Here is a 25,523-nt window from a genome sequence, read left to right on the forward strand (position 1 = left end):
CTTCGCTAGGATTTTTATGAAAATAAAGGATGAAATCCTTAACCAAATATTTCTAATTTTCCATCAGTAACACGTGTTTCATAGGTCTTAATCGCTAAAGTATCATCATCTAAACAGGCTCCTGAATTTAAAACAAAGCGTTGTTTTAATAAGGGTGAAGCAACGTAAATATTACCTTTAGTTTCACCAATTAAACCGCGGTATAAAACGTTTGCTTTACCAAAGGGATCAAAGTTAGAAATAGCATAAACGGTGTCCTTGCCTACTTGGAATAAAGCCACTTGTTCTTTGTTTGCTAATAATGCACAAACACCTGAGTTTTTAATTAAATCACTGGTTGAGCAAATGGTTTGCCAGCTATTTTCTGTTGTCATTTTATTTTCCTTATTCGTAAACGTATTTATGCAGGTGTTAAATCAACGGCTTGAATTTGAACGCCATATTTTTTCTCATCACCTTGAGCGGGTCTAATTTGATCACGCTCAGTAACGAATTCGATGTTGCCATCGACAGTGTCAGAGTTAACAAACTGACGAAAACGCTTTAATTGCTCTTCACTTTCGATGGTTGTTTTCCACTCACATTGATAGGTATCAACGACATTTTGCATTTGCTTTTCTAATTCATCATTAATCCCTAAGTGATCGTCCTTAACTATTTTCTCCATGTAGGCTAAGCCGCCTTCTAGGTTTTCTAACCAGACAGAAGTACGGGTTAAACGATCTGCGGTACGCACATAAAACATTAAGTAACGATCTATATATTTCACTAAGGTTTCATCATCTAAATCAGTCGCGAATAAGTCGCCATGGCGAGGCTTCATGCCGCCATTGCCACTGACGTACAAGTTCCAGCCGTTTTCAGTAGCAATAATACCAATGTCTTTACTTTGTGCTTCAGCACACTCGCGTGTACAGCCCGAAACCGCAAACTTAATTTTATGAGGAGAACGCAAGCCCTTGTAGCGATCTTCTAAGAAAATGGCCATTGCCATGCTGTCTTGTTGGCCGTAACGACACCAAGTGCTGCCAACACAAGATTTAACCGTACGTAACGATTTGCCATAGGCATGACCAGTTTCCATACCTGCATCAATTAAGCGTTTCCATATCGCCGGTAATTGGTCAACACGTGCGCCGAATAAGTCGATACGTTGGCCGCCTGTTACTTTGGTATATAGGTTATATTCTTTAGCGACTTCACCAATAACAATTAACTTATCTGGGGTTACTTCACCGCCTGGCATACGGGGAACGACAGAATAAGTACCATCTTTTTGCATATTACCTAGAAAGACATCATTGGTGTCTTGTAGTGATACATGGTCTGGTTTTAATATGTAATCGTTCCAAACCGAAGCGAGAATAGACGCAGCTGCTGGCTTACAAATTTCACAGCCTAAACCTGAACCGTGTTTTTCTACTAAAAGGTCAAAGGTTTTAATTTGTTCTGCTTGCACAATGTGAAATAACTCAACCCGGCTGTAAGCAAAATGTTCGCAAAGGTCAGTGCTAATTTCTACCCCACGTTTTTCTAATTCGTGATCTGTTACTTTTTTCAATAAGGCGGCACAACCGCCACAGCCTGTTCCTGCTTTCGTTGAAGACTTTACTTCACCGACATCAACGGCGCCACAATCAATAGCAGCAATAATATCGCCTTTGGTGACATTCAAACATGAGCAGATAGTCGCGGTATTAGGTAAAGCATCCACGCCTAAGGTGGGTTTTTCGCCTGAGCTAGGTAAAATTAAACCGTCGGGATTTTCTGGTAATTCAATACCATTTAATGCGTATTGCAATAAGGTATCGTATTCACTGGTATCACCCACTAAAACCGCACCTATTAATTCTTTACCATTGGCACTGACCACTATTTTTTTATAAATTTGGTCAGGTTGATTTGAATAGACGTAGCTTTTACAACCTTGAGTACGGCCATGAGCATCGCCGATCGATCCCACATCCATACCCATTAATTTTAATTTAGTGCTCATATCTGCACCAGTGAACTGCTGTTCACCGCCAATAATGTTATCGGCAGCCACTTTAGCCATAGTGTAGCCTGGCGCCACTAAACCAAAAATAAAGTTATTCCACAAAGCACACTCACCAATAGCGTAAATATTTTCGTTAGAGGTTTTACAGTTGTTATCAACCACAATGCCGCCTCGCTCGCCAACCGCTAAATCAAATTCACGTGCTAAATTATCATAGGGGCGAATACCGGCTGAGAATAAGATGACGTCAGTTTCTAAATGTGTTCCATCGGCAAAATTCATTCGGTGAACACATTCTTCACCGTCGACAATTTCATTGGTGGCTTTTTGTGTATGTACCTGAACACCAATACCTTCGATCATTGAACGCAATAAAGCGCCGCCGTCTTTGTCTAATTGCACGCCCATCAATTGTGGGGCAAACTCTACAACGTGTGTCTGCAGGCCAAGTTCTTTAAGGGCGTTAGCGGCTTCTAAACCTAATAACCCCCCACCAACAACCACACCAACTTTACCCGCTTTAGCTGACGCTTGAATGTCTTCTAAATCTTGAATAGTACGATAAACCAAACAATGGTCACGTTCTTTACCTGGAATAGGGGGAACAAAGGGGTATGATCCTGTCGCCATAACTAATTTATCGTAAGCGAAAATGTCACCCGATTCAGTCGTCACGGTTTGTGCAGCTTTATTAATATTAGTGACTTTCGCGTTGGTAAAAAAATTAACGCCTATTTCGTTGTAATATGCTGGCGTAGTCATGGCTAAATCATCAGCAGTTTTTCCAGAAAAGTACTCTGATAAGTGAACGCGGTCATAAGCTAAACGGTCTTCAGCTGATAGAACGGTAATTTCATAGCCGGCATGTTTCGCCATTTCATCAACAAAGTGATGGCCAACCATGCCATTACCAACGACGACGATCTTCTGAGGTTGTGTACTCATTTTTGGAACCCTACTTCTTTAAATTACTGCTGTATTAGCAGAATTAGATAATGATTTATTATTAGCAATAAACGAACCAAGTAGTTTTTTTAATAAATTCAATTAGATAGTGGTTTGGGTGTGAGTTGTAACAGCGATTTTGCACTGCAGTGAAGGCATCAACGCACCAGAGGTGTGCATCATAATAATGAGTGATAAGTGCAAAGGGGAAGAAGTAAAGGGATAACGGGTTAATTAACTAAAGATACCATCAAGGCAATAAACAATAAGGTTGATACTAATTGCCAAAAAAAGATAGGATCACGCTTTAACAAGGGTTGGTTTTTGTATTCTTCAACGGCAGATGAACTCGGTTTATTTAAATCACTAAAAAATTCTGAAAAGGCTCTATAGCGCTGTTTTGGGTCTGCAGCCGTTGCTTTTTGAAGGCTTAAATCTAACCACAAGGGTAACTCTGGTCGAAACTGTTTAATGCTGCGATATTGCATATCGTTATAATTTTTAATAGTGACTTCAGCACGTTGCATTGGTTTGTAAGGAAGTTCACCAGATAACATTTCATAACAAATAACCCCCAATGAGAATAGGTCACTTTGATAATCAGCTTGCATATGCAATAAGGTTTCAGGTGCAATATAATTTAATGAACCGTGTGGTACTTGTTCTTTTATTGTTTCTTGGTTTTCATCAAGTGAAGCGACAAATACGGTGCCGTAATCAATCAATTTAATTTGACCATATTCATCGATCATAATATTGTCGGGCTTTAAGTCGCGGTGAACTAAATCTAAACGTTGAAATGATCGTAATGCGCCGATCACTTGTTTCATTATATCGCGGACCTGCGCAATGCTAGGTTTAGGGTTGTCATGTAACCATTCACCCAGGGTTTGCCCTTTAATGTATTCACATACATGGTATAAAAACTGGCTGTCTTTTTTAGCGGATAATACACGCATGACATTAACGTGTTTAATGCGTTCTCCCACCCAAGCTTCCCGCATAAAACCTTGTAAATAAAAGGCGTCATCTGAAAAGTTAGCAGAGGGTGCTTTTAACACATAAGGCTTATCTGTTTTAACATCGACGACTAAATACAAGTGTGAACGAATACTGGCGTGTATTATTTTTTTAACGAGATAATCATCAAGTTTCTGCCCAACTTTTAATGCTGGAGGGATCGCTTTTGAACTTAGGTCGCGTTCAATTTCTGCCAGTTTCCGATTCGGTATCGCGTCAATATAAACCAGTAAGCAGGTCACATTGTCATGACTACCGCGCTCAAGTGCGGTGGCAACAATTTTTTCAGAAAGAGCTTCTAAGTCAGACTTATTGGGTGATAACGGCAATGAATCAAAGAGTGTTTTAAAAGCAGCTTTACTAACAAAGTCATGAATACCATCACAACTTAGCATGAATAAATCTCCTGCCTGTAAATCGACTTGATAAACATCAACTTCTAAATGGCTATCAGCACCTAATGCGCGTGTTAATAAATCCTGTTGCCCTATTTGTTTACGATTATGATCACGGGTTATAATTTCTAATTGTTGCTGGCGATATTTTGTTATACGGGTATCGCCAACATGAAAAATATAACCGGTGTTTGATTTAGCAATAAGCGCTGAAAAAGTCGTTAGCCATTGAGGCGAGTCTTGATTAACTAGAGCATCAACAAATCCGCTTTGTGAATACAACCAGTTATTTAAACTGCTTAATACTTTAGCGGCAGATTTCTGTGTAGACCATGTTTCGGGCGTAGCAAGATACTCTTGAATAAATTGAGTGACCGCAAGTTGTGAAGCTTCAGCGGCTTTACTTGCGCTCGATACTCCATCTGCGATAGCCACAACCGCGCCTTTAGCGCGTAATTCAAGTTTTTTTGGCACAATAGCAGCAAAAGCGTCTTGGTTTTCTGCCTTTAAACCTTTATGAGAAAAACCACCAAAGCATAGTTGTAAATCTACAACCGTGCTTTGGAGCGTTTGCTTCTCTGTATTGATAACACTCATGTTAGCTTAGTGACCGACATTAATTAATTCAACTGTGCCATCTTCACGTACCTCAGTCATTGTGCCTTTTGGCTCTACCATAAAGAGTAATGTAATAAAGCCTACCACAGCGGTAGCGGCAATCACCATAAAGAAAGTCGAGTAATCAACCATAGTTAATACGGTTAAGTAAACCACCGCACCCACGTTACCGTAAGCGCCTGTCATACCGGCAATTTGTCCCGTTAAACGACGTTTAATTAAGGGGACTGCTGCAAATACAGCTCCTTCACCCGCTTGCACGAAAAAAGAACAAGCCATAGCTGTTACTACTGCTAGGGCTAATGGCCATTCTCCGGTGATTTCCGACATGGCAAAATAACCCGCAGCTAAACCTGCTGTTAAAATTAATAAGGTTTTCTTTCGGCCAAACTTGTCTGATAACCAACCACCACCAGGACGAGACATTAAATTCATAAATGCATAAGTAGAGGCTAACATCGCTGCGTACACCATGCTTAATTCGAATGTTTCAGCGAAGAATAATGGTAACATCGAAACAACGGCCAACTCAGAACCGAAAGTTGCAAAATAAAGCACATTTAACACAGCCACTTGCTTGAATTCGTAACGATGAATTTCTTCGACCGGTTTTGAAAATAAGTGACCGTTTACTTTAATGGTTTGTTTTAATTCAATGGCAAACAAAACCACTAAGCTAATGTAGGCAATGACGGCACTTTGTTCTGTTAATAAACTGACACCGGCAGGTGATAATTTCCAGGTGAGTAAAGCTAAAGCGCCATACATAGGAATTTTCATAATGAGTAATAAGAAGAAGTCGCCCGTTGAGGTCACTTCCATTGCACCTGTTTGTTTAGGCTTGAAATACGTTGAACCCTTAGGTGTATCCGTTACGTTTTGATACCAGACAACACTGAAAACCAAGCTTAATACACCGGTAAAAGCAACGGCGTATCTCCAGCCATCTTCACCACCAAAGGCTAACGCTAGTGTAGGTAGTGACATGGCAGCAGCGGCTGAACCAAAGTTACCCCAACCCCCATAAATGCCTTCAGCCGTCCCTAATTCGTTAGCGGGGAACCATTCAGAAACCATACGGATTCCAATAACAAAACCCGCACCAATAAAACCTATTAAGAAGCGCGAAAGTGCCGCTTGTTCAAACGTATCTGCAAGCGCAAACATAAAACAAGGGATACTACACACACCAAGCAAAACCGCGAATGTTAAGCGCGGACCGTATTTATCGGTAAGCATACCAATGACAACACGCGCTGGAATGGTTAACGCTACGTTTAATAACATTAATGTTTTTATTTCAGCTTTTGTTAGCCCTAATGAATCAGCAATAACTGACACCAAGGGAGCAAAGTTAAACCAAACAGCAAACGTAATGAAAAACGCTATCCAACTCATATGTAATGCTTTCATCTTACCTTTGAATGAAAATATATTGAGACCTTCTTGACCGCTCATGTACCACTCCTAAAATTGAGTCAATTAAATAAGCAGGTTTATTTAATACTCATCATTGATTGAGTTACGTAGAGCAAAGGTAGTGCCATCATTATTACTTTATCTATCATATTGTTTTAAAAGACTTTATTGTTATTTTTATTGTGTTGATAATTTTTGGTGCACAAGACAATGACGAATACGCACAAATAGAGTGCAAAAAAAGAGTCAGTAAACAATGCATCATTAATGAGCACTTATATTTAGCAGACACCTTTAAAAAGGAGTCAATAAAACCATTGTTGTTGAGAGAGATTAGTTAGATGAGCGCTTTATGGTTGAGTCAACAATGGTGTTGATTTGAGCTTAGGTCACCAGAAAAATGGTGACGGAACTGTCCGCTTGATTAAGTCTCAGGTGATGTTATTTAAGATATAGTGGCTTGCTGTCTAAAAGTACAAAAGCCAGTTATTAGCGTATGAATTAAGAGGGTGAAAAATTGGCTGTGCTAAAACAGAACGCCGCTTAAATCTCCTTAATGACTTATCTGGAAAATTCACAACTAGGGGTTTTCCCCCGCATAAAGTAGGGGCTGTTCCTGATGGTCTTATTTGCCAAAATCTTGTCAAATAATAGCGTAAATAAAATACACTTTTAAAGACGGGTAGATATAAAGTATGAAGACAATAATAAAGAACATGGCATTAACCATGTCAATCGCAGGTATCAGTCTTAGTGCAACCGCAGCTGCAGTCATTGGCTCTCAATTAGAGCAACAATTACAAAGTATGACAGTAACAGACAGCGCTATGGTTGTCGTTTCCTATGATCAACTTGATGCATTAACAACTACCCAGTTGCAAAGCTTATTAAACCTTGGTTTAACTCAAGGTGTACAGTTTAAATCATTACCTATCGTAGGTGTGATGGCAAACGCTAATCAGATTAATCACTTAGCGGCAATGCCAGGTGTTCGTTCGATATTCGCTAACCGTTCATTAGAATATTATAATGCTGAAGCACGTCAGATAACAGGTGTAGAAAAACTACAATCTAGCGCATTCGACAGCAACAATGGCATGAAATACACGGGTAAGGGCGTTACCGTTATTGTTAATGATTCAGGCATTGATGCAACATTAGATGATTTAGAATATGGCGTTAAAGTGATTGAAAATGTGCAAGGCGTTACCCATGCTCAAGCGCTTTCTTTAACCGGTTTTGACGGTATGTGGCTAGAAGGTCAACGTAACACTGACTTAAATGTTGGTCATGGTACACATTGTGCCGGTACTGTCGGCGGTTGGGGGACTCACTCTGGCGGCAAATACCAAGGTGCAGCACCTGGCGCTGATATTATTGGTTATGGCTCTGGCGCGGGTCTTTCTATTTTAGATGCGCTGGGCGGCTATGATTATGCTATTACCCACGTTTGGGATTTTAACTCTCCCATTCGAGTGATGAGTAACTCTTGGGGCTCTAGTGGTAAATATGACTCTGCAGGTCCAATATCTTTAGCGTCTTATAAAGCGCACAGAATGGGCATTATGTCGGTATTTGCTGCCGGTAATAGTGGTTCAGGCGAAGACACGCATAATCCATATGCTCAAATCCCATGGGGTATCTCTGTTGGTGCAAGTACCAAACAAGGCGATTTAATCGATTTTTCATCGCGTGGTAAACGTGGTGAAAACGGTGATTTTACTATGCCAGACGGTTCAGCTTGGACTTATACCAATGAAGTGACTATTGTTGCCCCAGGTGTTGATATTATTTCGACACGTGCTAAAACCAATATCGCTTCTAATGGCGGTGCCGATGATATTGGTGTGATTGAAAACGAATACTTACCATTTTACACAAGAATTTCAGGCACTTCGATGGCCGCGCCTCATGTTGCCGGTATTATTGCCTTGATGTGGGAAGCTAATCCCAATTTAACCAATCTACAAATAAAAACTATTCTTCAAGAAACAGCTACTAATATGCCAGGTTACCAATCTTGGGAAGTTGGCGCGGGTCATGTCAATGCATATGCAGCAGTTGCTGGAGCCCTAGGTTATAACGAACAAAACAGTGTAACGGTGAACAATCTCAATACCTTTAATGCCAATGCGATTATTATTGATGATGAAGCACCTGAGCCATTTAGCGTTTTATTTACCCCAGTAGGTGAACCTGAAGTCCATCTGTTTAACGTTCAAGATGATGCCGCATGGATAAGTGCTTCCTCTGAAACATTGGCCAATCTGGTTAAACTTAAATTGGAAGCTCCAGACGGTACCGTCTATTTTGGTAACTTAACAACGCCTGTGCTAAGTAGCACCATGCGAGTTTCTGCACCAGCACAAACCGGAGAATGGAAATTATCTGCCTTTGGCATCACTTCTTTATCAGGTGTACAAGCTGATCCAACAGGTACCACTAATGGTCCTGGTATTCCTGAATATATCGAAGGTGATATTTCAATTTTAACCTCAGGTGGCTACGAAGGCCTAAGCGACATTGCCGGACATCGTGCAGAAAAAGCAATTGAATTTGCGGTCAGTGAGCGTTTAGTTGATAGTAAAAACGATCAATCTTATCGTCCTGATGCTAAGTTAAGACGTAAAGAGCTGGCGCAATATTTAGTCATGGGTATGTCAATTAGGCAGCACCGTGGCTTCTTAAATGATAATAAAACCGTCTTTACAGATGTTAACGCAAAACACGCCCCCTTTGTTGATGCCGTCACAGAAACTGGCTCAGCGCTTAAAGATCGAGTACAAAACCAAGCACCTGTGATGATCTCTAATGGTGATAGTTTTCAACCACACGCTAAGGTGAATAAACAAGAGTTAGCTTATTCACTGGTACAGGCACTCGGATTAGAAAGACAAGTTAAAGACTTTAGTGGTGATATAACCGTCGAATATAACGGTGAACGTATTGCTGTTAAGGACTCAAGCGATATTAATGAAGCGCTAAAAGGTTATGTGCAGGCTGCAATAGATATGTCATTAATCGGGGTTCGTTTCGCTATTGAACAAGGACCTTATGACCTATCGCCAACCGTTGTTGCTTACTTTGAACCAGCCAGCGTTGTTAAGCGTGGAGACTATGCCATTATCATTAGTCGATTATATGATGGATACTTACGTAAATAACTGTTAACACTTAACATTTATATAATTAACATTGATAACAAAATCAACCTGACTAGGCTTGGTTTTGTTATTAGTAAAAGCACCATAGAACTTGCTAATTGACGTAGATCAACGTAGGTTCTAGCTAGAACAGTGTAAAAATAATTTGATGACATTGTCAGGTTACTACCCAGAGGACAAAATATGTTGCATATAAAAAAGCTACTTACTTTAGTACTAACATCAACAGCTATGTTGGTCAGTACAATCTCATTCGCTTCTGAATCGGTGTCAGTCAACGTACAAGGTAATAAGGTCGAGGCTGTTATTCATTTACCGGGCAACATTTCTGCCGATATGACTCTACAATTTGAAAATGCGGTTGGTTTAACGAAAGAGAGTTTAGGACTAACGGCAGAAATTATTGACGTTACCTCATTAGATTTTATTGACCGTTTACCCGATGGTTTAAATATCACTCCCTCTGCAGCATTTCCAATGATGATCACCATTGAGCCTTTGGCGAACAGTGGCTTTTCATTTTCAGGCTTAGCTTCGGTTGATTTACACACGCATAATTTAGAATATACCGCAGGTACACCGCTGCGATTCTTTAAAGCGCCACTTAATGGTGAGTTTAAAGATATCACCATGACTATGGGGGCAGGTAGCTATAGAACACGTGGTTCAACAGGGCGTTTCTCACAATTTATTATTGTTGCCGACTTACGGGCTCCGTTAGTTGTTGTCAACCAAAAGTTTAACGATTTACAAACTGCACTCAATGATTTTTCACCCAAAATAAATGCAGCGGTTTATTCTATGTTACTGCAAGATGTAAATGAAATTAATCAACTTATTTTGTCGAACAATTACCATATGGCGAGTAGTAAGCTCAATGACTTTAATCGCCGTATTAATGATAATAAAGGCATAAATATTCCTGATGTTTGGCGTTCAAGTCGAGATATTCATAATGTTGCTGGCGAGCTTATGGCTTATGCCAACACCTTACGATTCAGCTTGCGATTAATCAAATAGTATCGACAAAATAGTGTTCAATTAAGGGTGATCTTATGCCAGCTAAAATTACGATTTGTTATCCGGACCAACCAGCGATAGAAAGTTTTCTTTATGAAGATAATGGTTACCGTTTAGGACGTTCTCACGAATGTGAGTTGTTGCTTGATCACCCAACCGTTTCTCGTCAGCATGCTAAAGTTGCCCATTTAAACGAAATTTGGCAACTTGATGATGAGCGCAGCCGTAATGGCACTAAAGTTAATGGTATAGCAATTACCCATTCCACTTTAAAAGATGACGCGATTATTTCTATTGGCGAACTCGATTGCCTTTTTGAAACTAAGTCGTCAAAACAAGTTGATGCAATAATTACCCACAATGCATGGCGCTTATCGAGTAGCCAAACACCTACTTCAATACCGTTGACCGAGCATTTAAAACAAAATCTCTCTGAACAATTGCAAAATATTATTATGTTAACGGGCACTCAACGCGGTATCGTCTTACTTGGCGATACGTTAGCTTCACTTAATGTCAGTATTGCCCATGGTATGCAGCGAAATGATTTTAAACTATCAGATTTTGAAGGCAGTGTTGGCGCGATAACACGTTGTTTTGAAAGCGGACAAAACGTAGTTGCCATGGATGTTTCATGCCATGAACTGTTAAGTGCTCGTAAAAGCATCGAACTGAAACAAATTGCTGCTTTAGCCTGCATTCCACTGTTTTATGAGCATAAAGTGGTGGGAATTGTTTATACCGACAGCAAAATGTCTGATAAAGTGCTAACCGAGTTGGATATAGAAATCTTAAGCAGTATGAGCCAACAACTCGAAGCAACCGTTCAGGCGATGTTGCTGCAACAATCTATTGATTCATTGCAACTAATTCTTAATGAGAACTCGATATGGACATCTAGCGAAAAAGACTGTAGTTTGCTGAATTTGTGTCACTAATACCACATCATTAGTAAAAAGGCTGTATGAGCGATTCTAAATCACCCAAGTTAATACATAGCGATGATGATCAGCTAAATGCGACCCAAATAATACCCTTGTCTAAGCCGCTCGCTGCTGGAGAGTGCCTTGTTGGTCGTTTTGAAATTGAAAGTCTGCAAGGACAAGGCCGTTATGGTTTTGTTTACCGCGCCTATGATAAGCAACTCGATACCCTTATCGCCATCAAAGTCCTCAATAAATCGCTGAGTCAAGATAAGCAAACCATTGCTGATTTTAAAAAAGAATTATTATTGGTTCGTCAATTAAGTCACCCCAATATTATCCGCGTTCATGAATACTACCAAGATGAAGATGTTCACTTCTTAACCATGGATTGGATTTCGGGTAGCAGCCTAGAAGAAGCTATCGCATCGAAATCACTCACTACTGAACAAACTTTTCAAATTATTGAGCAATTATTAGATGGCTTAGCCTTTGCTGAAAAAGCGGGCGTTACTCATAAAGATATTAAGCCTGAAAATATCATGTTAGACGAGTCAGGTCGGCTCTTTATTGCCGATTTTGGCTTGTCTGCTTTTAATAAAGAAAGTAACGCTGACCGTGTTTCAGGGACTCCTTACTATGCGCCACCTGAGTATTTACAAACCGGTAAAATAAACTTAACCACTGATTTGTATGCCGCAGGTGTGGTGATCTTTCAGTTATGTTGTCACGGTTTACCGTTTAGTGGCCATTCGATTGATGAAATTTTACAGACTAAGTTGTTAGATAAACCTAAATTTAAGGCTGTTAAAGAAGAGTTTAACTTTCTAAAGTCATGGTCATTGACACTCATTTCTCCGCATCCAGCATCCCGACCCACTAATATTAGCCAAGCGCAGAATCAATATATTAGTTTATTAGCAGAAAAAGATAATAAACCTATCAACAAAAAGCGGTTAATAGTGACGGTTATGTCGATGATGGTATTTTTTACCATCGCAGTGGTTTTGTTTCTGAGTCGTCAAACACCCATTAAAGCCAATGCGGTCGATCATTACGCGGTGGCGATATTGCCTTTGCAGACACAAGAGGGCGAATTTGATCAAACCTTTGCTAACTATTTGAATTACCAATTAACCGATATTAAGAACTTACGGGTGATTGAACAATCGAGATTAAGCCAGCTATTAGCGCAACTGGGTATTACGCCTCCCATTGATGACGCTAATATGGAGTTGATATCAGACTTACTGCAGATTGACGTGCTCATTAGCCCACAAACATTTATTGCCGGTTCTGAGGCTAAAGATATTCAGTTTCAGTTGGTTTCTGTCGATGGTTTTAACATTCAACGCGAAACCTTAATAAAAGCCCCTTATGACGAGAAAGATTGGCAAGAAGTGACTCGACATTTTGTCGATAAATTTAGGCAGCGTTTAGACATAGAAGTGAATGCCGAAAAAACCATTGAGATTGAAGAAAACCCTTTGGTTGATTTATTTCCTATTAAAACACTTATTTTAAAGGGTGACTTTGAGCAGGCGCAGCAAGCGTTAAGCCAAATATTAACGAGAGAACCCACTGCTGCGCAAGCTTGGCTGCAACAAGGTGAATTAAACCTGACGATAGGTTTATTCATGGAAGCAGAACAAGCTTATAGCCAAGCGATAGCATTAAGCGCCACTAATTCTTATACGGCGAAACTAGCGAGTGCACGCTTAAATGATTTAGCGGGTAAAATCGAACAAGCTCAAGCCGATTATTTAAGCTTAGTGAATGCCTTTCCTTACAACACTGAGCTTAAGATGATGCTATCAGAGTTCTATTTTTTAATTGAACAACATAAAAAAATGGAAGTCTTATTACAAGAAGTGGTAAAAATTGATCCAAACCATCCTAGTGCATGGTTTATGTTAGGTAGAGTGGCATTTTTACAAGGTGATTTTGAAAAAGCGTTAAATGAATATTTTGTTAAGGCACTAGTCACCGCTAAAAAACTAAAAAACCCTGTTCAAGAAGGTGAGGCTCTAAATGCCTTTGGTGTTGTTTATGAACAGTTAGGAGAAACAGAGCTTGCCTTTGATTATTATCAACAATCGTTAAAAATTAGAAGACAACTAACTAACTTAGCCGATGCAGCGACCACTATGACTAACTTAGCCGCTATGCATTTAGCGGTTGGCGAATACCAGCAGACTGAACAATACCTAACAGAAAGTTTAGCTATCTATCAGAAGTTAGACGATCAAGAGGGCCTTTCGAATACTTATAATGAGTTAGGAAAATTGGCTGAAGAGCAAGCTTCGTATCAAACGGCCTTGGAAAATTATCGCCATGCGTTAAATATTCGAGTTGAACTCAATAACTTAATGCTCCAAGCAGAGAGTATGAATAATATTGGCTTCACTTATTTTATGCTGCTTGACCCAGAACATGCCTTGGTTTATTGGCGTCAATCAGAGCAGTTATATCAGCAAGTGCAGTTTCCTATTGGCATTATCCATGTACGACAAAACTTGGGGCAGATGGAACTCGCTAAGGGAAACTGGCGCAATGCCTATCACCTTTTTAACAACACTTTAACCGATGCTGAAAAACTCAATATTACCGAAGAGTCGATCGTTTCGCGTAGTTACCTAACAAAACTCGCTTTTTTACAAGGTAATTTTTATGCGAGCATTGAAGAGTTAACGTTAACTTATCAAGCGGCGGTTAAAGCTAATGACGTACGAGCTATGGCTGAATTTGGTCTATGGTTAGCCGATTGGTCATTGCAGCTTGGCGACCAAGAGCAAGCCGCTAAGCACTTAGCCAATATAAACGATATAGTTTCGCGTCATGGCAATAAAGAACATATGAGTAAATTTCAGTTCTTAAAAAGTCAGACGGTAGGGAATTTATCCACAGCGGTTATGGAAAATAAAAATAATAGGGTTTTAGATCATGCCCATCAATCTATTTATATTCGCCAATTAATTTATCAGGCAAAACAGTCTTTACATCAAGGTAACAAAGATATCAGTGCTTATTTGACACCACTGGCTAACGTTGATTTTAGCCTGCAACAATATCAGTATATTGAATATTTAGAACTTTTAGCCGTACAGCAATATTTTTCAGGAGCTTGGCTTGATTTAAAAGCCACACTAAGGTCAGCCGATATTTTATTAAGAAAAATGGGCGATTATTGGCGCAGCTTTCAATTTGATCGTTTGCGTGCCCAATTGGCGATTGTCAATCAACAAGATCCAACAAAATATTATAAAAAAGTGACTAAAAAGTTGATGCATCTTAAGGCTAATTTACCTCCAGAATTTTCTGGTAAATTCATAGAAACTCAAGATTATTTTGAATTAAATGATTCATTAATGGAGTTATCTCGCCATGACCAATAATGCCAATATTGCTAAAATGGTTGACCAACTTAATGAAAAGCAAAAACAAATATCACAACAGCTTTATTCGGGTAATGAGCAAATGCGTGGTTTGGCAAAACGCGTTTGGCGAGTACAAGAAGATGAACGCAAGCATATCGCTCGAGAATTACATGATGGAGTAGGACAACTGCTTACGGCTTTAATAAATCAGCTGCAGCAAGTTAAAAAAGGAGACGCGAGTATAGCGCTTGATGAGAGTATCGATCTTGCACGTCAAGCCTTATCAGACACTCGCGTGATTTCTCGCTTAATGCGCCCCAGAATTTTAGATGATCTTGGGCTTATTCCTGCCCTTGATTGGTTAGTGCGTATTATGGCGGAACCCGAAAAAGCGACAATTGAATTTCATCATCAAGTTGACAGTATTTTAGATAGTGATACTCAAACCCTAGCGTTTCGAGTAATACAAGAAGCGCTGACCAACGCGATTAAGCATGCACAAGCACAAAAAATAATTCTCAATTTAATTGCAACTGATAATCTTTTAATGATTAAAATAAAAGATGACGGTATTGGAATGAAAGCTGATCAAGAATCTAGTCCTGAGGGTTTTGGCTTAGGCGCAATGCGCGATAGAATAAGTGCCTTCGGTGGTCAATTAACAATAAATTCGCAGCCAGGACAAGGCTGTGAAATAAAAATATTGGTAACGGGGAGGAATGGCCGATGATCCGTGTTCTTATTGCAGATGATCATACTATCTTACGTCATGGACTGGTCAGTTTATTAAGTAAAGATAATGATATTCAAGTGGTTGCTGAAGCCGCAGATGGACTTGAAGCAGTGAGTAAAGCGCTGGAATTAAAACCCACCGTTATCGTTATCGATATTAGCATGCCAGGATTGAACGGTATGGAAGCGGTTAAACGCTTAAATGGCCAACTGCCAGACACAAAAGTGTTAGTGCTAACTATGCATGAAGAACAAGAGTATGTCATTCATATGGTTAGAGCGGGTGCTTCTGGTTATTTATTAAAAGACAGTGCGAGTGACGAACTCATCGATGCGGTAAAAGCATTAGCTGCGGGGAAAACCTATTACAGCCAATACGCGGCAAGTGTGTTGGCATCACAATACAATAAGCCGGCAGAAAATTGGCAAGACCCCTACAAAAATCTGACTAATCGTGAACGTGAAGTCTTTCATTTAATCATTGAAGGTAAAACTACCAAAGAAATTGCTCGTTCATTAGATATAAGTGTTAAAACAGCAGAAAACCATCGCGGTAAAGTGCTAGATAAATTGAGCGTTGCCAACGCTGCTGAATTGGTCCGTTATGCGGCCAAAAACAACCTACTGCTATAAACAAGGTATATTAACCTCTTCCTTGTAGGGGTTTTACCTGATTATTTTAAACCTTAATGTTTGGCATGCTCGATGTATCAAAACATATAAGGTTTATTCCAATGCTAAAAACACAATTAAAAAATAAAATATTAATCGCTGGCCTTATCGGTGCAGGCTTAACTTTTATGTCGCTAAATATTGCTGCTAAATCTATCGGACCTGAACTGAAAGGTTTGATGGCGACTGCTGAAGTACATGAGGTTTTTAACGTCATCGTTACTTTCGAAGGTAAAGGAGCTATTAATGCACAACAGCTAAACGTTATTGAATCAACGGGTGTTATTGGTGGCGTAAGCTTTAAGCAGTTTCCTATTGTCGGTATAACGGCAACAAAGGCGCAAATAGAAGCTATTTATAAATCAAATAAAGTACGCTCTGTTTACTACAACGCGCCATTATCATTAGAAAATGATAGAGCAACACAAATTACCGGTGTTGACCGCTTACGTGATGACAGCTCTTTACGTAGTAACGGTATGCCATATTCTGGACGTGGTATCGGGGTTGTGGTTAATGACTCGGGTGTCGATGGCACGCACAGCGACATTAAGTTTCCTAACCACGTTGTTCAAAACGTATTGGCACAAACTAACCTACATTCGTTATCAGATATTTTACCCATAACTTACCAAGAAGATACCGCGAACAGTGATATTGCTGGTGGTCATGGTTCTCATGTTGCGGGTATTATTGGCGGCAATGGCGCGATGTCGAGTGGTAAATATCAAGGTGTTGCTCCTGGCGCAAAAATTGTTGGTTATGGCTCAGGTGCTGGTTTATTTATTTTAGACACTATCGGTGGTTTTGATTACGCTAAGACGCATCAATTTGATTATAATATTCGCGTTATTTCAAACTCCTTTGGTAGTACAAGTGATACAGGTACTGACTTTAACCCTGACCATCCAACCAATGTTGTCACTAAAACATTATCAGATGCGGGTATTATTGTCGTTTTCTCTGCGGGTAACTCAGGAAGTGGCGAAGCGACAATCACAGGTAACTTCAAAAAAGCACCTTGGGTCATTACCGTAGCAGCGGGTGATAAAGACGGTAAATTAGCTGACTTTAGTTCACGTGGTGTTAAAGGTAAGGGTGGCGAAGTTACGGTTGATGGCGAGCTTTTTCAGTGGGAAGACCGCCCTACTGTAACTGCGCCGGGTGTTGATATTATTTCAACCCGCGCTTCATTATCTAGCTTAAGTGCCTTGAGCATTGCCGATGATAGCGACGTGATGGATGCAAATCACGTACCTTATTATACTTCTATGAGTGGTACATCAATGTCAGCGCCACATGTTGCTGGTATCGTTGCCTTAATGTTAGAAGCTGAACCTGAGTTAACGTGGCGTGAAGTTAAGTCAATACTACAAGAAACAGCAACCAATATGCCTGGCCGAGAAACATGGGAAGCTGGCGCCGGTTATGTCAATGCCTACGCGGCAGTACAATCAATTGTCGATAAAAGTTTAGCTTTTGGCAAAACAACTAAAATCAACCGTGATTTTAATGCTAAAGCGTTAACCTCAGTACAGTCAGAAGACGATATGTCTGTGCCGTTTAGTCCTGTTGGTGATAATGAAGGTGTTGTTTTGACCGTCAATGCCGAAGCTTCTATGGTGATGGTTCGAGCAAATGTTGATGATAATACGGTAGCCCTTACCTTGACTAGTCCTTCGGGCAAACGTTACGGGTCAAGTATTGCTTTACCCGTTTTAGGTCAAAACATTGCAGTGACAGCGCCAGCTGAAGCGGGTAAATGGATACTTAAAGCAGGCGGTATTGGTAGTCTTTCGGGTGTTGCGCTTGACCCTGCTGGATTAACCAATGGTTATGCGGTACCTGGTGATATTGACGTAACGGTTAAGATTATAAAAACTGATGGTTATCTTGGTCTTGATGATTTAACTGACCACCCCGCTAAAGCGTTTATTGAATTCGCAGTCAGTGAAGAATTAGTCGACGCAAATACGGAAGGTTTTCAACCAGATATTAGCCTTACCCGTGAAGACCTAGCTGATTTTTTAAGCTTAGGTGCTGGTATTCGTCAATCAAATTTGGCAACAACAAGCATATTTGCTGATGTCACAGAAGATACTACTTACACTGCTGCTATTAACGCGGTTAGTGAAAAGGGTGCCGCTTTACGAAATGGTGCACAAGATCAACATGCAGTAATGTTGACTAATGGTGATTATTTTAATCCACAAGGCTTAGTTAATCGCAATGAGTTAGCTTATTCTTTTGTACAGTCATTAGCTTTACAATCGACTGCAGAAAGCTTTACTGGTGATATTACCGCTATTTATGGCGAGCAACGTATAGCGATAGCAGACCAAGCTGATATTCCACAAGCAATGAAAGGTTACGTACAATTAGCCTTAGACCTAGGAATATTAGGCGCAAGCTTTGACGTTCAACAGGGTACTTATGATTTAGTCCCTACTATAACGGCGACCTTTAACGGTAAAACACGAGTTAGCCGCGCTGATTACGCAGTAGCCGCGACACGTTTTTTTAATAACTACCTATAGACTGAGTATCAGGGTAAACAAAGCCTATCGGGTAGCATCGGATAGGCTTTAATTACCCACTATTATTACAATATATACCAGTATCAGATTAGCTTTTTTATTAGCACAACACATTGATGAATTATCTTTTTTAGCATTACTCATTAATATTATTTTTTGGGAATAAATAGGAATATCAAATGAAAACTAAATTTATAACAGCCAGTGTCACAAGTTTTATCTTCGCGTGTAGTTGTTTAGTTAATGTCGCATCGGCATCACTAATTACTATCGATTTTGAAAGCTTCCCTGAAAGTGATTTTAGTCAAGGTAGCGAAAACGGTTTTAATATTAGTGCTAATGGGCCAGATACTAAGATTGTAGACCCAGGGTTTAATAGCGGTAATACCGCTTTTTCTGATGGTGGCTCAACATTACAACCATCAAATTGGTTTTTCTCAACTAACGGCTTATTTACTTTTGAAAAGCTTGATATTGGTTCATTCTATAATCAGGGGGACTATGTCATTGTGACGGGGTGGCTAGGTAACGTACTTCAAGCAGAGGACAACTATAAAACGACTACCTCACTATGGAATGGTCAGTTATCAACTAAAGAAGCGATTAATTTGAAGGGTATTCTGGTCGATAAAATTAGCATCTCGATGTTAAGTACCAGTAATCTTTATGGTGTAATGGATAATGTCGTAATGAATAAAGTACCAGAACCGACCAGTTTAGCTATTTTTGCCTTAGGTATAATGGGATTAGCAGTACGACGCCTTAAGCAATAAGCGTAATGATTATTTAGGTTGTTAACGTTTTATAAAAAACACTGATGGTAATCATCAGTGTTTTTTTATCAGATGAATTTGGCTATTAAGCCTTATAACCTTGTTAATAGCCAAACAAGGTTATAAGCAAAGATTATTCATCGTGGTGAGTGGCTAAAACCGTTAACGTTTTTTTATCAGATGAATTTGGGTATTAAGTCTTTACGCTTGATTAATCGCCAAGCAAGGTTATAAGCAAAGATAATTCATCGTGGTGAGTGGCTAAAAACCGTTAACGTTTTATAAAAAACACTGATGGTAATCATCAGTGTTTTTTTATCAGATGAATTTGGGTATTAAGTCTTATAACCTTGTTAATAGCCAAACAAGGTTATAAGCAAAAATTATTCATTGTGGAGAGTGGCTAAAAACTGATGATGAACATCACTCTATCTTAGCTCTCTGCGCAATAATTTTCCGACACTTGATTTAGGGATTTCATTAATAAAAGTGACATGTTTAGGGGTTTTATAAGCCGTTAGTCCTTGGCGACAGAAATTGATAACATCTTGTTCTGTGATGTTTTCATCTTCTTTTACAATAAAAAGTTTAACCGCCTCGCCAGTTTTATCATCGTCTACGCCAATACAAGCTGATTCTAATATGCCAGCCATTTTAGCTACTTCAGCTTCAATTTCGTTAGGGTAAACATTAAAACCAGAGACATTAATCATATCTTTTTTACGATCAACAATATGAAAGAAACCTTTGTCGTCAAGTATACCGACATCGCCAGTTTTAAAATAACCATCTTGGGTCATACATTCGTCGCTTGCTTGAGCATTGTTCCAATAACCTTGCATAACTTGTGGGCCCTTAGCACAAAGTTCACCCGATTCGCCTTGCGATACTATATTGCCATCATCGTCTCGAATAGAAATATCTGTATTAGGTAATGGCACGCCAATACCTGGTATGTAGACGGTTTCGTTATCAATAACAGTGCCAAAGTTTAATGACAAAACAGGTGAAGTCTCAGATAAACCATAGCCTTCATGCAGCCTAGCGCCGGTAACTTGTTGCCATTTATCGGCAACGGCTTGTTGCACTGCTGCACCACCGCCCAAAGAAAGTTTTAATGCTGAAAAATCAACTTGATCAAAGCCCGGTGTATGTAATAAACCATTAAATAAGGTATTTACCCCGGTAAACATAGTTGCATCGGTGTTTTTCCATATATCTACAAAACTGGCCATATCTCGAGGATTAGTCACTAAAACGTTTTTGGCGCCAAAGTAAAAGTAGCTGAGTGTATTCGCCATTAAAGCAAAGATGTGGTACATCGGGATGGCGGTAATAACAACGTCGTTACCGTAATGAATATGATTTTTAGCAAACTCTTCGAATTGTAAAATATTAGCAATTAAATTGCCGTGGCTAAGCATCGCGCCTTTAGATAACCCCGTAGTTCCGCCGGTATACTGTAAAAATAATAAATCAGCTTGGCAAAGGGTCGGTTCAACCAACGCGAGGTTTTGTCCTTGAATTAAGGCATCAGTAAAGCGGATCGTTGTGGTTAACCGCTGATCAACCGGTTGACAAGGTAAGCTTTTATTGACGAGATCGTCTAAGTTAACCGTAATTACATGTTTAATATCAGTCGTATCAATAATATCAGCGAGCATCTTTGTTGAGGGTGAAAATATAATAATAGTGTCGACTTGTGCATCATTAAGTTGGTGCTTAAGTTCTCGTGCGGTGTACATAGGATTAACATTTACCTGCACCCCGCCAACACGAATAATGCCCCACATTGCTATTGGAAAAGCCAAAGTATTTGGGCACATCAGCGCGACACGTTTGCCCTTAGTAATGTTTAATTTATTTTGTAAAAAAGCGGCAAAGTCGCGAGACAGTTCATCGACTTGCTCAAAAGAGAGTTCAGCGCCAAAATTACTAAAAGCGGTTTGTGGCTTATATTTAGTGGTGGTCTGGTGAAATAACTCTAATAAAGAGGCATAACGGTTTAAATCGACTTGCTGTTCGACGTTTTTTGGATAATTTATCAGCCAAGGTTTAGTCATGTAATTTCCTTAAGTACGCGTTGTTTTGAGCTTAAAAAGTAATAGTTAACACAAGTAAAGCGATTAACATTGTAAAACTAATTCTAACTAAATTAATTAGCGTATAAATAACGCAAATAAAATTTTATGAATTCTCTTACCAAAAGGTGGGAATAATAATGAGCCTAAGCTTATTTTTCCTCGCGATAATACTGACTTTCCATGAGAAAAAGTTTTAAAACCTTCACTACCATGGTATTGCCCCATACCCGATGCACCTATGCCTCCAAAAGGTAGATCATCAATAGCAACATGGAATGCCGCATCATTAATGCAAACGCCACCTGCATGGGTATTTAATAAAACTTGTTGCTGAAATGACTTGTTAAAACTGCAAATATACAAGGCAAGCGGACGAGGCTTACTGTTAATATAGTCTATCGCTTCGCTTACGTCTTTATAAGCTATTATTGGCAGTAGCGGGCCAAAAATTTCTTGTTGCATTACGGTCATATCGTCGCTGACATTAGTTAATAAGGTTAACGGCATTTTTCTTGATTGAGTCTTATTACTTTTTGGTTGTAAGGAAGTAACAGTGGCGCCTTGCTCGCTAGCATTAGCAAGCAAACCATCAATGCGGGCCTTTTGGGCAGGGTTAATTATAGCGGTGCAGTCATCATTACCTTGAACGTTAGGGTACATACTTTGATAGTAGGTTTGAAAAGCCTGGGTCAATTCAGCTACTTTATTTTCTGGGCAGAAGACATAATCGGGGGCGACACAGGTTTGTCCAGAATTAAGGGTTTTTCCAAGAATTAATCGACTAACAGCGGTTTTTATATCTATGTCGTCATCAATAATAGTTGGTGATTTGCCACCTAACTCTAAGGTGACCGGGACTAAATTTTCAGCCGCGGCTTTCATCACTAATTTACCAACGGCGGTAGAGCCAGTGAAAAATAAATGATCAAAAACTAACGTTGAAAATGCCGCCGCCATGGCAGCTTCGCCACAAACAATGGCGACTTGTTCAACAGGAAAGGTTTCGGTAATCAGCTTTGCTAATAAGTGATTCGTTTTTGGGGTGTATTCACTCATTTTTATCATAGCGGTATCACCTGCAGCCAAGGCAGCAGTTAATGGTCCAAAAGCTAGAAAAACCGGATAATTCCATGGCGCTATGATACCAATAACACCTTTAGGTTGATAAACCACTTCACCCTTTGCCGGTTGAAATAATATACCGATATGCTTTTTTTCAGGTTTCATCCATTTCTTTAGGTGTTTAATGCTGTAATTAATACCCATGACAGTGGTGAGAATATCCCCAATTTTTGTATCTTCGGTACTGCGATGACCAAAATCATCACTCATAGCATCAATAAAGGCTTGTTGATTATTTATCATTAAGGCTTTCAATTTTTTTAAGTCACTAATACGCTTGTCATAGCTTGGGTAAGTGTTGTTAGCAAAATATTGCTTTTGCTGTAAAAAGGTATCATCAAGTGCTAGTTGTGTTGTTATTGTTGTCATTATTTCTTACTCCTGTGAGAGCCTATATTGAGCAGCCATGCAATGGCAGGGATCAGCGTTAGGGCGCCTAACATGTTAAAAATAAACATAAAGGTTAGTAATATACCCATATCTGCTTGAAATTTTATTGGTGAAAAAACCCAAGTAGCAACACCAATAGCTAAGGTTATCCCCGTAAAGGCAACGGCTTTACCGGTTTGATTTAATGCGTAGCGATAGGTCATGTATAATGACTTACCTTGGCCTAGCGCTTCTTTAACTTTACTAAAGATATAAATGCCATAATCAACACCGATACCGACACCTAAAGCAATAACGGGTAAAGTGGCTACTTTTACGCCAATGCCTAATACGCCCATTAAACCTTGGCTCATAATGCTAGTTAATATCAGTGGAGTAATGATACAAATTACAATGCGACCACTTCTAAAGGTAATTAAACAGATAATAATAACAATGGCATAAACCCAAACGAGCATTTCAGTTTGTGCTTCTTCGATAACCATATTGGTGGCTGACTCTATGCCTGCATTGCCTGCTGCCATTAAAAATTCTATACCGTCAATTTGATTTTCTTGATTAAACTTTTCTACTGCTTTAACGACATTATCTAGGGTTTGTGCTTTATGATCTTTGAGAAAAACCAGCACGGGCACCATAGAGCAGTCTTTATTCATCAACCCTTGTGGTGTTTTAGACAATGAAGCATTGGTCATTAATTGATTACGGTTTAAGCCATACCATTTTAAAGAACCTTCATTCATGCCAAACAGGCCAAATTTTGAAACATCGGCGACAGACTTAACCGCCTGAACACCCGCAACATTGCGTAATTGCCATTGGAATTGATCGACCCAAACCAAGGTTTGATATTGAGCACACTGCTCGACCTCTGTTTTGACCATAATGACAAATAAGTCTGTGCTGGTGCTGTAATTATCAACAATATAAGCGTTATCAAGGTTATAACGAGAGTCAGGTCTTAACTCTGGAGCGCCTGCATCTAAATCACCAATTTTCATTGATTGTGAAAAATACAAACCAAGGATTAAGCAGCCAAGACCAACAGCTAAAGCTACTTTTGCTAGTGGAGGCTTAGCAAAGTTTTTAAATAAGCTTTCGACTATACCTGTGTTATGAGCTGACTTTTGTGCATATTTAAGACCCGCTGGAGAAACACCGATATAACTCATTAATATTGGTAAGGCGATTAAATTAGTAACAATAATGATTGCAACACCAATACTAGCGGCGATGGCTAACTCTCGTATTACCTCTATGTCAATGACCATTAAAGTGGTAAAACCGATAGCATCACTGACTAAAGCGGTAATGCCAGCAATATAGAGTGAGCGAAAAGCAAGCTTGGCAGCGTCAATTTTATCTGCGCCGGTTACGCTATGATGAATAATCGAATTAATAATTTGAACACCATGACTGACACCAATAGCAAACACTAAAAAAGGCACCAACATAGAATAAGGATTAATGCCAAAGCCCAGTAAATTTAAAATACCTAATTGACAAAATACGGCAAAAATTGAAAATACCAACACTGATATTGTGCTACGTAAACAACGCGAATACAGCCAAAGTAGTACAAAAGTAATAACAACGGCTAAGACAAAAAAAGCAACAACTTGTAAGGCGCCATCGATTAAATCACCAACAACTTTTGCAAAGCCAACAATGCGTATCGTGACATCGTCACTGCTGTATTTGTCTCTTATCTTCTCTTCTAAAACGCTTGATAACTCTCGGTAGTCGAGTGGTAAGCCTGTTTCAGGATTAATGTCTTGTAATGGCGCTAAAATAATAGCGGATTGAAAGTCATTAGCGACCAGTACGCCAATTTGTCCCGACTTAAAAACGTTAGCTTTAACGCGTTCAATCATTTTTGTCGTGCCATTATAGCCATCAGGAATTACCGCACCGCCGACAAAACCTTCTTCAGTGACTTCTTGCCAGCGAACATTGGGTGTCCATAATGATTTTAAACCATCTCGACTTATCCCCGGGATATAGAAAACTTCATCGGTTACTTGCTTTAAGGTTTCTTGAAAGTCAGCGTTGAAAATATCCCCTTTTTTGTTTTCAACGACAATTCGAATGACATTACCTAAATCAGCGAGTTCTTTTTTGTAGGTTAAAAAATTATTAACATAGGTGTGCGAGCCGGGGATCATTTTAGTGAAACTAGCTTCAGGTTTAACTTTAGTTGCTTGTAGGGTTAACAGGGTGATACAAATAACGATTATCGTCATCAATAGTGCACGATGACTAAAAATAAATTGCTCTATTTTTTGTGCTAATTTGCTCGGTGTATGTGTCGATTTATCAGTAGACATAAGTTT

The 25,523-nt window shown here is 39.5% G+C and carries 15 protein-coding genes; 8 read left to right on the forward strand and 7 right to left on the reverse strand.

Annotation, left to right across the window (positions count from 1 at the left end; all coding sequences use genetic code 11):
* Nucleotides 1–38: 38 nt before the first annotated feature.
* The 4 genes from nirD to H4J62_RS00315 form a co-directional block, all read right to left on the reverse strand.
* Nucleotides 39–374, reverse strand: a complete 336-nt coding sequence (nirD, locus tag H4J62_RS00300) for a nitrite reductase small subunit NirD (protein WP_182202631.1) — start codon at nt 372–374, stop codon at nt 39–41.
* A gap of 26 nt (nt 375–400) precedes the next feature.
* Nucleotides 401–2,944: a nitrite reductase large subunit NirB gene (gene nirB / locus H4J62_RS00305; RefSeq protein ID WP_182213414.1), complete on the reverse strand. Its 2,544-nt coding sequence runs from the start codon at nt 2,942–2,944 to the stop codon at nt 401–403.
* Nucleotides 2,945–3,174: 230 nt separating this feature from the next.
* Nucleotides 3,175–4,956, reverse strand: coding sequence for a bifunctional protein-serine/threonine kinase/phosphatase (locus H4J62_RS00310; protein WP_182213416.1), 1,782 nt, complete (start codon nt 4,954–4,956; stop codon nt 3,175–3,177).
* Between the two features lie 6 nt (nt 4,957–4,962).
* Nucleotides 4,963–6,435, reverse strand: a complete 1,473-nt coding sequence (locus tag H4J62_RS00315; protein ID WP_182213418.1) for a NarK family nitrate/nitrite MFS transporter — start codon at nt 6,433–6,435, stop codon at nt 4,963–4,965.
* A 656-nt stretch (nt 6,436–7,091) separates the two neighbouring features.
* Here H4J62_RS00315 and H4J62_RS00320 point away from each other — a divergent pair.
* The 8 genes from H4J62_RS00320 (at nt 7,092) to H4J62_RS00355 (ending at nt 19,594) form a co-directional block, all read left to right on the forward strand.
* A complete protein-coding gene (locus tag H4J62_RS00320; RefSeq protein ID WP_182213419.1) occupies nt 7,092–9,560 on the forward strand; it encodes a S8 family serine peptidase in 2,469 nt (822 codons plus the stop codon).
* 183 nt (nt 9,561–9,743) lie between these two features.
* On the forward strand, nt 9,744–10,580 hold the full coding sequence (locus tag H4J62_RS00325) for a DUF6689 family protein (protein WP_182213421.1): 837 nt from the start codon (nt 9,744–9,746) through the stop codon (nt 10,578–10,580).
* A gap of 35 nt (nt 10,581–10,615) precedes the next feature.
* Nucleotides 10,616–11,518, forward strand: coding sequence for an FHA domain-containing protein (locus tag H4J62_RS00330; RefSeq protein ID WP_182213423.1), 903 nt, complete (start codon nt 10,616–10,618; stop codon nt 11,516–11,518).
* A 26-nt stretch (nt 11,519–11,544) separates the two neighbouring features.
* Complete coding sequence (locus tag H4J62_RS00335) at nt 11,545–14,898, forward strand: serine/threonine-protein kinase (protein WP_182213425.1); 3,354 nt, start codon at nt 11,545–11,547, stop codon at nt 14,896–14,898.
* Complete coding sequence (locus tag H4J62_RS00340) at nt 14,888–15,610, forward strand: sensor histidine kinase (protein ID WP_182213427.1); 723 nt, start codon at nt 14,888–14,890, stop codon at nt 15,608–15,610. Before H4J62_RS00335 ends, H4J62_RS00340 begins: the two co-directional genes overlap by 11 nt.
* Nucleotides 15,607–16,245, forward strand: a complete 639-nt coding sequence (locus tag H4J62_RS00345) for a response regulator transcription factor (RefSeq protein ID WP_182213428.1) — start codon at nt 15,607–15,609, stop codon at nt 16,243–16,245. The genes H4J62_RS00340 and H4J62_RS00345 overlap by 4 nt, the downstream gene beginning before the upstream one ends.
* A gap of 101 nt (nt 16,246–16,346) precedes the next feature.
* Nucleotides 16,347–18,821, forward strand: coding sequence for a S8 family serine peptidase (locus tag H4J62_RS00350; RefSeq protein ID WP_182213430.1), 2,475 nt, complete (start codon nt 16,347–16,349; stop codon nt 18,819–18,821).
* Between the two features lie 179 nt (nt 18,822–19,000).
* The gene (locus tag H4J62_RS00355) at nt 19,001–19,594 is read left to right on the forward strand and encodes a PEP-CTERM sorting domain-containing protein (protein ID WP_182213431.1); all 594 of its coding nucleotides are present in this window, start codon (nt 19,001–19,003) and stop codon (nt 19,592–19,594) included.
* 428 nt (nt 19,595–20,022) lie between these two features.
* Here H4J62_RS00355 and H4J62_RS00360 read toward each other — a convergent pair whose 3' ends face one another.
* From H4J62_RS00360 to H4J62_RS00370, 3 genes are all read right to left on the reverse strand, one after another.
* A complete protein-coding gene (locus H4J62_RS00360; protein WP_182213433.1) occupies nt 20,023–21,657 on the reverse strand; it encodes an AMP-binding protein in 1,635 nt (544 codons plus the stop codon).
* Nucleotides 21,658–21,753: 96 nt separating this feature from the next.
* Nucleotides 21,754–23,169, reverse strand: a complete 1,416-nt coding sequence (locus tag H4J62_RS00365) for a coniferyl aldehyde dehydrogenase (RefSeq protein ID WP_182213435.1) — start codon at nt 23,167–23,169, stop codon at nt 21,754–21,756.
* The gene (locus H4J62_RS00370; RefSeq protein ID WP_182213437.1) at nt 23,169–25,517 is read right to left on the reverse strand and encodes an RND family transporter; all 2,349 of its coding nucleotides are present in this window, start codon (nt 25,515–25,517) and stop codon (nt 23,169–23,171) included. Before H4J62_RS00370 ends, H4J62_RS00365 begins: the two co-directional genes overlap by 1 nt.
* Nucleotides 25,518–25,523 lie beyond the last annotated feature (6 nt).

The sequence above is a fragment of the Colwellia sp. BRX8-5 genome (assembly GCF_014077325.1).
In the GTDB taxonomy this organism is placed as follows: Bacteria; Pseudomonadota; Gammaproteobacteria; order Enterobacterales; family Alteromonadaceae; genus Colwellia_A.